Source organism: Pseudomonas sp. PDNC002 (assembly GCF_016919445.1).
Classification (GTDB): Bacteria; Pseudomonadota; Gammaproteobacteria; order Pseudomonadales; family Pseudomonadaceae; genus Pseudomonas.
On sequence record NZ_CP070356.1, the window covers coordinates 879,494 to 892,557 of the forward strand.

Below are 13,064 nucleotides of genomic sequence, written 5' to 3' on the forward strand. Positions count from 1 at the left end.
CGCGCCATCCGGCTCCACCGGATGTAGACGAAGCTTCAGAGAAACTCTTAAGAGTTTTCTTCAAGAAATGCTGTCACAAGCCTAATACAAGTGCAGATTTATCCAAAACAAAGAAGTACGAGCGTGTCACAGATCGCCGCGATTCCAAGCGGCACCCCGACGCTCGGCACGGCCTGCTAGAATACGCCCCCGCTTCGCTACCGATTCCCCGCCCTTCATGTCCCGACTCAATCCCCGCCAGCAAGAGGCCGTGAACTACGTCGGCGGCCCCCTCCTTGTGCTGGCCGGCGCCGGCTCCGGCAAGACCAGCGTGATCACCCGCAAGATCGCGTACCTCGTGCAGCAATGCGGCATCCGCGCCCAGTACATCGTTGCCGTGACCTTCACCAACAAGGCCGCCCGCGAGATGAAGGAGCGCGTCAGCACCCTGCTGCGCCCGGGCGAAGGCAAGGGCCTGACCGTCTCGACCTTCCACAACCTGGGCCTGAACATCATCCGCAAGGAACACGCGGCCCTGGGCTACAAGCCCGGCTTCTCGATCTTCGACGAGAGCGATGTGAAGGCGCTGATGACCGACATCATGCAGAAGGAGTATTCCGGCGATGACGGTCTGGACGAGATCAAGAACCTGATCGGCAGCTGGAAGAACGACCTGATCCTTCCGGAGGAGGCGCTGGAAAAGGCGCGCAACCCCAAGGAACAGACCGCGGCCATGGTCTACCTGCATTACCAGCGCACGCTCAAGGCGTATAACGCGGTGGACTTCGACGACCTCATCCTGCAGCCGGTGAAGCTGTTCCAGGAGCACCCGGAGATCCTCGACAAGTGGCGCAACCGCGTGCGCTACATGCTGGTGGACGAATACCAGGACACCAACGCCAGCCAGTACCTGCTGGTGAAGATGCTGGTGCAGCAGCGCGCGCACTTCACCGTGGTGGGCGACGACGACCAATCGATCTACGCCTGGCGCGGCGCGCGCCCGGAAAACCTGATGCAGCTGAAGGACGACTTTCCCTCGCTGAAAGTGGTGATGCTGGAGCAGAACTACCGCTCCACCAGCCGCATCCTCAAATGCGCCAACATCCTCATCGCCAACAATCCCCACGTGTTCGAGAAACAGCTGTGGAGCGAGATGGGCGAAGGCGATCCGATCCGGGTGATCCGCTGCCGCAACGAGGAATCCGAGGCCGAGCGGGTAGCCATGGAAATCCTCACCATCCACCTGAAGACGCAGCGGCCTTACAGCGAATTCGCCATCCTCTACCGGGGCAACTATCAGGCGAAGCTGATCGAGCTGAAGCTTCAGCACCACCAGATTCCCTATCACCTGTCAGGCGGCACCAGCTTCTTCGGACGCCAGGAAGTGAAGGACCTGATGTCCTACTTCCGCCTGCTGGTGAACCCGGACGATGACAATGCCTTCCTCCGGGTGATCAACGTGCCGCGCCGCGAGATCGGCTCCACTACCCTGGAGAAACTCGGCAACTACGCTACCGAGCGCGGTTGCTCGATGTTCAATGCCTCCGGCGAACTTGGCCTGTCCGAACACCTGGATGCCCGCTACATCGAGCGCCTGCAGCGCTTCAAGCGCTTCATCGACAAGGTCCGCGAGCAATGCGCCGGCAGTGACCCGATCGGCGCGCTACGCAGCATGGTGATGGACATCGACTACGAGAACTGGCTGCGGCAGAACGCATCCAGCGACAAGGTCGCCGATTTCCGCATGGGCAACGTCTGGTTCCTCATCGACGCGCTGAAGAACACCCTGGAGCGCGACGAAGAAGGCGACATGACCATCGAGCAGGCCATCGCCAAGCTGGTGCTGCGCGACATGCTTGAACGCCAGCAGGAAGAGGAAGAAGGCGCCGACGGCGTGCAGATGATGACCCTGCACGCCTCAAAGGGCCTGGAATTCCCCTACGTGTTCATTCTCGGCGTCGAAGAGGAAATCCTCCCGCACCGCTCCAGCATCGAGGCCGACACCATCGAGGAAGAGCGGCGCCTGGCCTACGTGGGCATCACCCGGGCGAAGAAGAACCTGGCCATGACCTTCGCCGCCAAGCGCAAGCAGTACGGCGAGATCATCGATTGTTCGCCCAGCCGCTTCCTCGACGAGCTGCCACCCGAAGACCTGGTCTGGGAAGGCCTGGAGGACGCGCCGCAGGAGGTGAAGGTGGCCAAGGGCAATTCGGCGCTGGCGGATATTCGGGCGATGCTCAAGCGCTGAGGTCTGGCGGATTTCCCCCGCTCCGCCTCGTGCCGTAGCCCCTCTCCCCCGCCCTCTCCCTGAAGGGAGAGGGAGCTCTCCGTGCCAGCTAACACATCAGTTTGACCCTGCAGCCAACTAGTCCCCTCTCCCTTCGGAGCGAGGCGCGCAGCCAGGGTTAGGGAGAGGGCAAAGCCCAGGCAGGTATCTCCCGACAGGCGATCTGTGCACTTCCGCCCATCGAAAAACTGTCCACTCGATCAGCAATTGCACTGGTCGGAACGTCGCGCAGAACCCCTCGGGCATTGTAGAATTACGCGCTTCATCAGCGACAGCCGCTCCGGAAGCACCCCCGTGAACACTCTCAAAGACAAAATTCGCAGCGAAGGCATCGTTCTCTCCGAACAGGTCCTCAAGGTAGACGCCTTCCTCAACCACCAGATCGACCCGTCGCTGATGAAGCAGATCGGCCACGAATTCGCCGAACGCTTCAAGAACCAGGGCATCACCAAGATCGTCACCATCGAGGCCTCGGGCATCGCCCCCGCCGTCATGGCCGGTCTTGAACTGGGTATTCCGGTGATCTTCGCCCGCAAGTTCCAGTCGCTGACGCTGAAGAACGACCTGCTGATCTCCAAGGTCTTCTCCTTCACCAAGCAGACCGAAAGCACCATCGCCATCTCGGCCAAGCACCTGACTGCCGCCGACCACGTACTGGTCGTCGACGACTTCCTCGCCAACGGCCACGCCGCCAAGGCGCTGATCGACCTGATCCAGCAGGCAGGCGCCAGCATCGCCGGCCTGGGTATCGTGATCGAGAAATCCTTCCAGGAAGGCCGCGCACTGCTGGAAAGCGAAGGCTACCGCGTGGAGTCCCTAGCTCGTGTGAAATCCCTGGCCAATGGTCAGGTCGAGTTCCTCGAAGACTGATCCTGCGCTCCACGAAAAAGGCGGATACCGAGAGGGCCCGCCTTTTTTCATGCCTGAAAAGAACGCGTTTCGTAGGAGCGGATCTTATCCGCGATCCACCGGCACACGGTCATGCGGCCGGATGCATTCGCGGACAAGGTCCGCTCCTACGAGTCCGGCTCGGCGCTGGCTTTCAGACCGGCGAGTACCAGGCGCTGGTACAACTCCTCGCGTAATCCTTCCGGCTTGGCCAAGCCCATGCGCTCCAGGTGGTCCGGGAAAGTCTCCGGCTCCGGCGCATCCAGCGTCGCCTTGCCCAGTTCGAGGATTTCGCTCAGGCGCAGCTTGCTCTTCAGCCAACTCAGCGCGCGCAGCAGGTCACGCTCGTGCTCGGTGAAGTCGCATCCCAGCGGGAATTCCGGCAGCAGATTGCGCAGCCCGCGGGTCGCTTCACGCAGGCGTTCCGGAGTGTTGCTGCGGTAACTCGCATCCAGTTCGAAATCCTTCGGCAACTTGCCGGCCTCCTGCGCCTGGGCCATCAGTTCGTCCTGGAAGCGCGAGTCGGCGATGGCCAGCAGGGCGGCGATCACCTCCGCATCGTTCTTGCCGCGCAGGTCGGCGATGCCGTACTCGGTCACCACCATGTCGCGCAGGTGGCGGGGAATGGTCGTATGGCCGTAGCTCCAGACAATGTTGGAGCTCAGCTCGCCCTCGGACTCGCGCCAACTGCGCAGCATCAGGATGGAGCGCCCACCTTCGAGCTCATGGGCCTGGGCGACGAAGTTGTACTGCCCGCCTACGCCACTGAGCACTCGGCCGTCTTCGAGTTGATCGGCCACGCCGGCACCCAGCAGGGTGACGGTGAAGGCGCTGTTGATGAAGCGCGCATCGCGGCGCTGTTCGCGCTTGAGCTCCTCGTCGCGGTACAGGTTGTTGACGAAGCCGATACCGGTCATGCCGATGCCCGCCAACTCCTCGACCGGCATTTCGCGCAGCCGCCGGTAGAACGCCTGTGGACCGAGGAAAAATCCGCCATGCAGCCAGACGCCCGCTTCGCCCGGCGCCGCACCTGGCCGAGAGGTCACGCGCCGGGTAAGCACGCCGGCCTCGGCCAGCGCCAGCAATCCGGGAACGAACATCTCGCTGCATCCATATAGGCCCTGCTGGAAGACGCCCGTTTCACCGTCCCGTCCGATCAGCCCTGGATGCCGCGAGGTGGCCTCGATGCTGTCGAGCAAAGCCCGATAGCCTTCGTTGTTGCGCTGACGGGTGAGCAGCGCAGAAGTCAGCGCATCACCCATCGAACCGATACCGACCTGTAGCGTGCCGCCGTCCCGCACCAGCGCGCTGGCATGCAGGCCAATGCAGTGATCCTGCAAGCCAACCGGCAGATTGGGCGTGGAAAACAGTGTGCTGCTGTCCACCGGGGTGTCGATCAGCAGGTCGAAGAAGTCCTCGTCCACTTCCGCGTCGCCCGGCATGTACGGCAACTGGTCATGGACGACGCCAATGGTGACGATGGTTTCGCCGGCCGCGCGGCGCCGCCGCAACATCGGCAGCAAGTCGAGGGTGATGTCCGGGTTGCAGGCCAGGCTCAGCTTGCCCGGCCGCGCCGGGTCGCGCGCCACCAGTTGGGCAACGGCATTGACACCCTTGGCGTTGATGTCGCGGGCGACGTGGCTGTAGTTACAACTGATGTAGTTCTGCTGTGCCGGAGCGCTGTCCAGCAGGCTGCCGGGCTGGAGATAGAACTCCTCGACTCGGATGTTCTCCGGCAGCGCACCCTTGCGCAGGTCGTGCAGGTAGTCCAGCTCGGGATAGTCGCCGTAGATGCGCTCGACAAAGGGATCGAGGAAGCGCCGCTGCAGTTCGCCAGCAGCCTGCGGTCGTCCCAGGGACAGCGCGGTGTAGATGGTCAGCTGTCGCCGCGGGTTCTCGCGGATGTGCCGGTACAGCGCATTGGCCAGATGATTCGGCTTGCCCAACCCCAGCGGCAGGCCGAGACGGATGTGACCGTCCAGGCGCTGCAGCAGTTGTTCGACAGCGATTTCGATTGAGCAGGATTGCACCGGGCTTTCCTCCTGGTTCGCTTCCACGGGCGATGACAGGAGTTTGGACCGGATTTGCCGCGAGATGCTCCGACAACTCTCGATAGAAGATTGCGGGCATGAAAAAGCCGCCCGGAGGCGGCTCTTTCGCACAGCTCGGCTATTACAGGCCGGACATGTGATGAATCGCAGCTTTCAGCTCATCATCGGTGCAATCAGCGCAGGTGCCTTTGGGCGGCATGGCGTTGATACCGGAGATGGCCTTGGCCAGCAGGCCGTCGAGACCGCCCTGCTCTTTGGCGCGTTTGTCCCACTCGGCCTTGTCGCCAACCTTCGGCGCGCCCAGCAGGCCGCTGCCGTGGCAGTTGGTGCAGACCTTGCCGACAATCTCTTCGCCAGAACGCGGAGCACCGCCGCCACCGGAGGAAGCCACGGCGCCAACGCCTTCGCATTCCTTGCCCTGGACGCAGACTTTGCCCACTGGTTCCAGACGCTTGGCGATGGCGTCATCGTTGGTCGCGGCCTGAACGCTTACGGCCCACAGGGCCAGCACGGCAGCTTGGGCTGCCAGGATTTTTCTAATCAGGTTCACCCTTTCACCCTCATCGTGGCTTATCACGCCCGGTCGCGGTGCAGTCACAGTCTCGGGCCGCGCGAGCGGGCGCAAGTATAACGGCAAAGCCGGGAAGCTCGAAACAATTGCGCCACCTTGCCCGCCTTTGCGGCATTAGGTCGCAGCTGGTCTGGCCGGTCCTACCGGCTGTTCAAAAATTTGCCGGTGTGGTCGCGCTGATCAGTCGTGCCGGGGTTTCGAACGGATTGCGGAAGCGGTGCGGCTTGGTGCTGTCGAAATAGTAGCTGTCGCCACATTCAAGGACGAAAGTCTCGTCGCCGACGGTCAGTTCCAGGCGGCCCTCGACCAGTACGCCGGTCTCTTCGCCTTCGTGGGCGTACATGTCGTCACCGGTGTCGGAACCCGGCGGATAGGTCTCGTCGAGCAGGGTGATGGCACGACTGGGGTAGTCCTTGCCGATCAGCTTCATGATGATCGAGCCACTGGACAGGTCGCTGAGTTCGTCTGCCTTGTAGACCACAGGAGTGTTGCTGCTCTGCTCAAGATCGAGGGAAAAGAACTCGACCAGGGACATCGGAATACCACCCAGCACTTTCTTCAGCGAACTGATGGAGGGGCTGACGCTGTTCTTCTCGATCATCGAGATTGTGCTGTTGGTCACACCCGCCCGTTTGGCGAGTTCGCGCTGGGACAAACCTTTGAGCTTACGGATGGCTTGCAGACGAGCACCGACGTCCAAGGGTGGGGTCCTCCTTATTCTTGTGATCAGGCAGGCTCTGAAAGGCAGAACCCGCAGCGGCTTGAGCCGAGCGGGTTCCAAGTGCCACGTATCATGGCAACACCGTTCAGTATTTACAACAGATCGCCCGACGATCCTGCGCAAACTTTACGGGCGGTATCCGTCACTCGCCGTTATAGACCCGCGGGACGCGCTTGAGGTTGCAGAACAGCTGGTAGGGAATGCTGCCGCACAGGGAAGCCAGCTGGCTGGCGGGGACGTTCGGGCCCCAGAGTTCGACGCGGCTGCCCAGGCCGGCCTGCGGCAGGTCGGTCAGGTCCACGGTGAGCATGTCCATGGACACGCGACCGATGATGCGGCTGGGCTTTCCGTCGATGAACACCGGCGTGCCGTCCGGCGCATGGCGCGGATAGCCGTCGGCGTAACCCATGGCGACCACGCCGACGCGTACCGGGCGGTCGGCGATGAAGCGCGCGCCGTACCCCACCGGCTCGCCGGCCGGCAGCTCGCGAATGCTGATGACCTGGGATTCCAGGGTCATCACCGGGCGCAGTTGGCCCGCCAACGGATGGGCCTGCTCGAACGGAGTGGCGCCGTAGAGCATGATGCCGGGACGCACCCAGTCGCTGGGCACTTCGGACCAGCCGAGGATGCCGGGGGAGTTGCGCAGGCTGATCTCATGGCCCTGGCCTGCGGCTTCGCGCACGGCCTGGAAGGCGGCGACCTGCTCTTCGGTGCGGGCACAGTCCAGTTCGTCAGCGCGGGAGAAGTGGCTCATCAGCACGACCTTGGCCACGTGGGGCAGCGCCTTCAGGCGCGCCAGCGCGGCGGCGTAGTCCTGCGGGAAGAAGCCGACGCGGTGCATGCCCGAGTCCATCTTCAACCAGACGGTCAGCGGCTTGCTCGGGCGCGCGCGCTCGATGGCTTCCAACTGCCAGGCCGAGTGCACCACGCACCAGAAATCATGGGCGTCGATCAGCTCCAGCTCGCTGGCCTCGAAGAAACCTTCGAGCAGCAGGATCGGCGCGCGGATGCCGGCTTCGCGCAGCTCCAGCGCTTCCTCGATGCACGCCACGGCGAAGCCGTCAGCCTCGCCTTCCAGGGCGCGGGCGCAGACCACTGCACCGTGGCCGTAGGCGTCGGCCTTGACCACGGCCAGCGCTCGCGCGCCGGTGACTTCACGGGCCAGGCGGTAGTTGTGGCGCAGGGCGGCGAGATCGATCAGGGCACGGGCGGGACGCATGGCGAGGCTCTCTTTTTATCAACGTGGTACGAAACTGCAGACGAAAAAAACCCGGCGCTCCGGCCGGGCCACGCAAAAACGATCAGGGCAGTGCGGCGACGATGGAGATCTCGACGAGGATCTCCGGGTAGCACAGCGCCGCCTGGACGGTGGCGCGCGCCGGGGCGCAGCCCTGCGGGACCCACTGGTCCCAGACGCCGTTCATGCCGGCGAAGTCGGCGGCGACGTCCTTCAGGTAGATGGTTGCCGAGAGGACACGCGACTTGTCGGTGCCGGCTTCATCGAGCAGGCGCTCGATGCTGGCGAGGACTTCGCGGGTCTGTTGCTCGACACCAGCGGTGAGGTCATCCGCCACCTGGCCGGCGAGGTACACCGTGCCGTTGTGGACGACGACCTGGCTCATCCGCTGATTAGTGTGCAGGCGCTGGATGGCCATTCTGAGCCTCCGAAATGGAACCGTAGCGGGAGATATCCAGACCTTCGGTGCTGATCTGCGGACGCTTCTTGGCCATCAGGTCGGCGAGGTAGCGACCCGAGCCGCAAGCCATAGTCCAGCCCAGGGTGCCGTGGCCGGTGTTGAGGAACAGGTTGCGGTAGCGGGTAGCGCCGACGATCGGAGTGCCGTCCGGGGTAGCCGGGCGCAGGCCGGTCCAGAATTCCGCCTGGCTGACATCGCCGCCTTCCGGATAGAGGTCGGTGGTGATCATTTCCAGGGTGGCGCGGCGACGCGGGTTCAGCGACAGATCGAAGCCGGCGATTTCCGCCATGCCGCCGACGCGGATGCGCTGGTCGAAGCGGGTGATCGCGACCTTGTAGGTCTCGTCGAGAATGGTCGAGGTCGGCGCCATGTCCGGGTTGGTGATCGGCACGGTCAGCGAGTAGCCCTTGAGCGGGTAGACCGGGGCGTCGATGCCCAGCGGCTTGAGCATCTGCGGCGAGTAGCTGCCCAGCGCCAGCACGTAGCGGTCGGCGGTGACCAGTTGGCCATCGACCCAGACGCCGTTGATGCGGTCGCCAGCGAAGTCCAGGCGCTGGATGTCCTGGCCGAAGCGGAATTCCACGCCCAGGGCCTTGGCCATCTCGGCCAGCTTGGTGGTGAACATCTGGCAGTCGCCGGTCTGGTCGTTGGGCAGACGCAGAGCGCCGACCAGCTTGTCCGCCACCTTGGCCAGGGCCGGCTCGACGCGGGCGATGCCGGCGCGGTCGAGCACTTCATAGGGCACGCCGGTGCTTTCCAGGACGGCGATGTCCTTGGCGGCCGAGTCCAGCTGCGCCTGGGTGCGGAACAGCTGGGTGGTACCCAGGGAGCGGCCTTCGTAGGTGATGCCGGTCTCGGCGCGCAGCTCGTCGAGGCAGTCGCGGCTGTACTCGGACAGACGCACCATGCGCTCCTTGTTCACCGCGTAGCTCTTGGCGTTGCAGTTGCGCAGCATCTGCCACATCCAGGTGTACTGGCTGGGGTCGCCGGTCAGCTTGATGGCCAGCGGGGCGTGGGTCTGCAGCAGCCATTTCATGGCCTTGAGCGGGATGCCCGGGGCGGCCCAGGGGGAGGCGTAGCCAGGCGACACCTGGCCGGCGTTGGCGAAGCTGGTTTCCAGGGCCGGGCCGGGCTGGCGGTCGACGACGACCACTTCGAAGCCGGCACGGGCGAGATAGTAAGCACTGGCGGTACCGATCACACCGCTGCCAAGCACCAGAACGCGCATCTTTGCCTCCTACGTCGCGCCAGGGGCGCGGACGTTTCTTATTCTGAACGTAGATGCGCGCAGTATAGGAAGTCAGGCTCAGCGATATTCACTGATTGCGATGCGGTATTTGACGAAAAATCCTGGCGAAATTCGCTTTTGCGGAGGGACATCCACCGGAATTATGGGCTTTTCGCCCTAGACCGAGTGGTCGAACATGTGGCGAAAATTTCACCATATCCAGAGGAAATAGCGAACAGGGAAGGTTCGACCAGAACTTCTCTCGCCGAGATCGACGTGCGCGGGAATTACCTGCTCTTCGGAGAGCAGCCCCTGCTCGTCGCGACAAGCGGCGGCGAGCAGGGAAATCCCCTTGGTGCGCTTACTTGCGCACCCACTGGCCATTGACCTGCACGTACTGACCCGAAGGCGTACGTTCGATCGCCTTCTTGCCAGCCAGCGCTTCGACGTCAGCGAGCTTGGCGCCGCTCTGCCCGGCAACCTTCTGGTATTCGGCGCGACGCGCGGCGTTGATCTGCGCAGCGATATCGGCAGCTTCGCCACCATTCTTCACGACGCCCAGGTAGCCGTCGGTCTGTTCGCCGACCAAACCCTGGGACTTGGCGCCGCCCAAGGCGGACATCGCATGCTCCAGGCTCATCGCCATGACCGGCAGGCTCAGGCAGAGGGCGACCAGCGCGACGCCCAGTTTGCGGTGCAATCTCATGCAAAGGCTCCTTCTTTAGAACAGGCCGCTGTTCTCGTTGATGATGCCGTCGAGCGCCTTGTCGACCTTGATATAGATCTCGTGCTCGATCTTCACGTTGAGGTTGATGTTGATCGGCTCCTTGGGCGCGGCCAGTTGCACGGTGGGCGTGCAGCCCTGGACCACGCCTGCCAGGAGCAGGAAGGGTAAAACGGCGCGAAGGCGCATCGGGATTCTCCTTGCGGTCATGGCGCGGCGGCCGGGTCGTTGCGCAGGCGTTCCTGCACGCGCTTGCGAATGGTGTCGCTGACCCGGTCGCTCAGTTGCAGGCTGGTGAGCAGCTTGGGCACGTTCTCCTCCAGGTTGACGTTGAGGTTGATCGGCCGGCCCTGCTCCAGCGCGGGATTGCGCCCGCTCAGGCTCAGGGCGAGGAGCAGCTTGCCGGATTCATCATAATCCACGCGGCTGCTCAGCTTGTCGTAACGGAAATCGTCGATGGCCGTGGCCACCAGCTGCATGGCCGGGTTGCTCTGGCCCAACGAGCGGATCTTTTCCGAACGGAATTGCAGGACGCCCGGCTGCCGTGCGGCCACTTCCCCACCCTGGATGACCAGCTTGCCGTCGTGCAGGCCCAGCGGCAGGTTGCCGTCGATGATGCCGGTGCCGGACAACCCTTCCGCCGGGTAGGCCGCCAGGATCGTCTCCAGCGCCAGCCCTTCCAGCTTCAGGGTCAGACCCTGCCCGCGGGTCGAAAGATCCACGGCACCGGCCGGCAGCCAGGCGCGGCCATTGAACAGCGCCAGCTCCGCCTGCTGCCAGTCGACCCGCCCGCCCAGCGGCGCCTCGAGTGAGCCCTTGTAGTTGCCCTGCAGGGACAGCGGGCCCAGCGTCACGCCGGGGTTGAGCGAGGCGACTTTCACCTGCGGCAGTTGCAGTTCCATCTGCGAGCCCTTCAGGGCGAATTTCGCCTGGAGGTCGAGGCCGTGGACTTCGCTGCGGTCGTACACGCCGTCCAGACCTTGCCCGCGCAGATTGAGGTCCAGGCTTTGCGGCGAGCTGCCCGGCGGCAGGCGCCAGCTCAGGTCGAAGCTGGCCTTGCCGTTATTCAGGCTGAGTAGCGCCGGCCAGTCGGCGAGGGATTTTTCCAGTGGATTGCCGCTGCGCAGGAAGAATTCCGGATGGCGTGCGACCAGGGCAGCGCCCTGCTTTGCCGAGTTGTTCAGATCGACGTCGGCATTCAGGCCGCCGCTGTTCAACAGGCGGCCCTTGAACTGCTGGCTGTCGAGGCTCGCCGCCAGCGTCCCGATGGCATTCCAGGAAAGGGGTTTGACGTGGGGCTGGCGCAGTTCGCCCACGGCCAGTTTCAGCGGCGCATTGAGTTGCAGAGTGGCGCGTGTATCGGGCGCATAGCCGAGGTCGAACGTACCCTTGCCGAGAGCGGCGCTGGACTTGCTCGCCTTGAGCGACTGCGGTCCGGTCAGGGCACCGACCTGAAGTTGCGTACCATCGGCGACGGCGAAGTTGGCGGACTGCTGGTCCACGCGGCCAGCGAAGCTCAGGTTCAAGCGGCTGTCGTCGACGCGCATCCCGGCTACCTCGAGATGGGGGACTTTGCCTTCGAGTTTCGCGTCATCCAGCTGCAGTGCCAGCGGCGCGGCATCCAGCAATGCCATACGCGCGCGCAAGCGCAGATCGGCGGCGCCGGTGGCCCGCAGCTCGGCGCGCACACTGCCGGCCTCCTCATCGACCCCAGGCTCCATGTGCAGCGTCAGCCGCGCCGGACGCAAGCCGACCGGCAGCGCCTGCAACCAGTCACCGTAGAGATCGGACAGGCGCAGATCGCCGCCGACCACCGTGGGCCGCCAACCGATGCCGATCGCGCTGGCGATCAGCCGCAGGTCGCCCTGCAGGTTGCCAAGGCCCGGCAGCGGCCAGGGCTCCGGCAGTTGCAGGGAAAGATCGGCGCTGCCCCGGCCGTCGCGCAGCCCCGGCCAATCCGGCCAGGCCGAATCGCCGGCAACCTGGACATCCCAGCTGAAGCGCAGCCGTCCGGCTTCAGGGACCGGCAGCGGCAGGTTCGGCGTCGGCAACCACATGCCCAGCCAGTTACGCACAGCCTGCACCGGTGGCACCGCCGGGCTGGCAATGCGGCCGCTGAGCTGGCGACTGCCCGGCGCCCAACTGGAGTCGAGGGTGAGCAGTTGTTCGTTGTCGAGGTAGGTGTTCAGTTGCAGGCGCCACTGGCCGTCGCCCGGTTGCAGCAGGCCGTTGAAGGCAAGCTGCTGGCCGCCCTGGCGCAGCTCGCCGCCCAGCGCCGCGGCGCCGCCCTGGATCTGCTGCCAGTGGGCGCTGCCATTGAGGGTGCAGCGCTGTTCGCGGGCGCAGGGCAATTCGACCGACACGCGCTGCAGCGCCAACTGCCCTGGCAGCAGCGCCAGCCAGCGGTTGAGCTGCGCAAGGTCCGGCGGCGCGGCGTCATCTTCCGCCGCGCCCTGTCCCGCCCATTGGCGCACATCGATGCTACCGGCGGCGAACTCCTTCAGGCGCCAGCGGCCATCGGCGCGCTCCGGCCAGCCTACGCGCAGGTCCTGTAGCTGAATGGCCAACCGAGAACCATCCGGCGTCTGCCGTTGAAGAGCCATCCGCTCCACCGTCACACCCTGGCGCGTAAAGCCCAGGCCTTGCCATTGCTCGACGCTCACACCGGCATCCGCCAGCAGGCGCGGAACCGCCAGCCACAGGCCGCCGACCGCCAGTGCCAGGATCAGCAACAGCAGCAGGAGGACGGTGCGCAGACGGGGAAGCGGCATGCGGAACTCCGGCGAAAAAACATGCGATTCCGGCCGTGAAGACCGGAGCATTGGCCTACAGGCTGGCCGTCCGCCGCCGGAAATTCAAGGCATGCCAGTGATATTCCCTGCACAACCGACTATATTGCCGACATTCCCCCAAGC

11 protein-coding genes are annotated in these 13,064 nt (G+C 64.3%); 2 read left to right on the forward strand and 9 right to left on the reverse strand.

What is annotated here, in order from left to right; genetic code table 11:
• Nucleotides 1-217 precede the first annotated feature (217 nt).
• Both rep and JVX91_RS04085 read left to right on the forward strand, forming a co-directional pair.
• Entirely contained in the window at nucleotides 218-2,227 is a 2,010-nt protein-coding gene (rep, locus tag JVX91_RS04080) for a DNA helicase Rep (protein WP_205338150.1), read from the forward strand.
• A 333-nt stretch (nucleotides 2,228-2,560) separates the two neighbouring features.
• Entirely contained in the window at nucleotides 2,561-3,136 is a 576-nt protein-coding gene (locus JVX91_RS04085) for a xanthine phosphoribosyltransferase (protein WP_205338151.1), read from the forward strand.
• Nucleotides 3,137-3,282: 146 nt separating this feature from the next.
• On the opposite strand, the gene JVX91_RS04090 is transcribed toward JVX91_RS04085, so the two are convergent.
• From JVX91_RS04090 to JVX91_RS04130, 9 genes are all read right to left on the reverse strand, one after another.
• On the reverse strand, nucleotides 3,283-5,124 hold the full coding sequence (locus tag JVX91_RS04090; RefSeq protein ID WP_240201753.1) for an acetyl-CoA hydrolase/transferase C-terminal domain-containing protein: 1,842 nt from the start codon (nucleotides 5,122-5,124) through the stop codon (nucleotides 3,283-3,285).
• A gap of 202 nt (nucleotides 5,125-5,326) precedes the next feature.
• The gene (locus tag JVX91_RS04095) at nucleotides 5,327-5,755 is read right to left on the reverse strand and encodes a cytochrome c5 family protein (protein ID WP_345890278.1); all 429 of its coding nucleotides are present in this window, start codon (nucleotides 5,753-5,755) and stop codon (nucleotides 5,327-5,329) included.
• Nucleotides 5,756-5,927: 172 nt separating this feature from the next.
• The gene (locus JVX91_RS04100; RefSeq protein ID WP_037009703.1) at nucleotides 5,928-6,476 is read right to left on the reverse strand and encodes a cupin domain-containing protein; all 549 of its coding nucleotides are present in this window, start codon (nucleotides 6,474-6,476) and stop codon (nucleotides 5,928-5,930) included.
• A 163-nt stretch (nucleotides 6,477-6,639) separates the two neighbouring features.
• Complete coding sequence (gene alr / locus JVX91_RS04105) at nucleotides 6,640-7,719, reverse strand: alanine racemase (RefSeq protein ID WP_205338152.1); 1,080 nt, start codon at nucleotides 7,717-7,719, stop codon at nucleotides 6,640-6,642.
• Between the two features lie 82 nt (nucleotides 7,720-7,801).
• A complete protein-coding gene (locus JVX91_RS04110; protein WP_169935512.1) occupies nucleotides 7,802-8,155 on the reverse strand; it encodes a RidA family protein in 354 nt (117 codons plus the stop codon).
• Nucleotides 8,130-9,425, reverse strand: a complete 1,296-nt coding sequence (gene dadA, locus JVX91_RS04115) for a D-amino acid dehydrogenase (RefSeq protein ID WP_205338153.1) — start codon at nucleotides 9,423-9,425, stop codon at nucleotides 8,130-8,132. The genes JVX91_RS04110 and dadA overlap by 26 nt, the downstream gene beginning before the upstream one ends.
• Nucleotides 9,426-9,786: 361 nt before the next feature.
• Nucleotides 9,787-10,131: a YdbL family protein gene (locus JVX91_RS04120; protein ID WP_205338154.1), complete on the reverse strand. Its 345-nt coding sequence runs from the start codon at nucleotides 10,129-10,131 to the stop codon at nucleotides 9,787-9,789.
• Between the two features lie 15 nt (nucleotides 10,132-10,146).
• Nucleotides 10,147-10,338 carry a YnbE family lipoprotein gene (locus tag JVX91_RS04125; RefSeq protein WP_024762075.1) on the reverse strand — a complete coding sequence of 64 codons (192 nt, stop codon included), beginning with the start codon at nucleotides 10,336-10,338 and terminating at the stop codon, nucleotides 10,147-10,149.
• Between the two features lie 17 nt (nucleotides 10,339-10,355).
• Complete coding sequence (locus JVX91_RS04130; RefSeq protein WP_205338155.1) at nucleotides 10,356-12,920, reverse strand: YdbH domain-containing protein; 2,565 nt, start codon at nucleotides 12,918-12,920, stop codon at nucleotides 10,356-10,358.
• Nucleotides 12,921-13,064: the final 144 nt, after the last annotated feature.

What these genes read in the sequence shown, in the direction of transcription:
- rep (WP_205338150.1), top strand. Translation starts at nt 218, where the DNA reads ATGTCCCGACTCAATCCCCGCCAGCAAGAGGCCGTGAACTACGTCGGC.
- alr (WP_205338152.1), bottom strand. Translation starts at nt 7,719, where the DNA reads ATGCGTCCCGCCCGTGCCCTGATCGATCTCGCCGCCCTGCGCCACAAC.
- JVX91_RS04110 (WP_169935512.1), bottom strand. Translation starts at nt 8,155, where the DNA reads ATGGCCATCCAGCGCCTGCACACTAATCAGCGGATGAGCCAGGTCGTC.
- dadA (WP_205338153.1), bottom strand. Translation starts at nt 9,425, where the DNA reads ATGCGCGTTCTGGTGCTTGGCAGCGGTGTGATCGGTACCGCCAGTGCT.
- JVX91_RS04120 (WP_205338154.1), bottom strand. Translation starts at nt 10,131, where the DNA reads ATGAGATTGCACCGCAAACTGGGCGTCGCGCTGGTCGCCCTCTGCCTG.
- JVX91_RS04125 (WP_024762075.1), bottom strand. Translation starts at nt 10,338, where the DNA reads ATGCGCCTTCGCGCCGTTTTACCCTTCCTGCTCCTGGCAGGCGTGGTC.
- JVX91_RS04130 (WP_205338155.1), bottom strand. Translation starts at nt 12,920, where the DNA reads ATGCCGCTTCCCCGTCTGCGCACCGTCCTCCTGCTGCTGTTGCTGATC.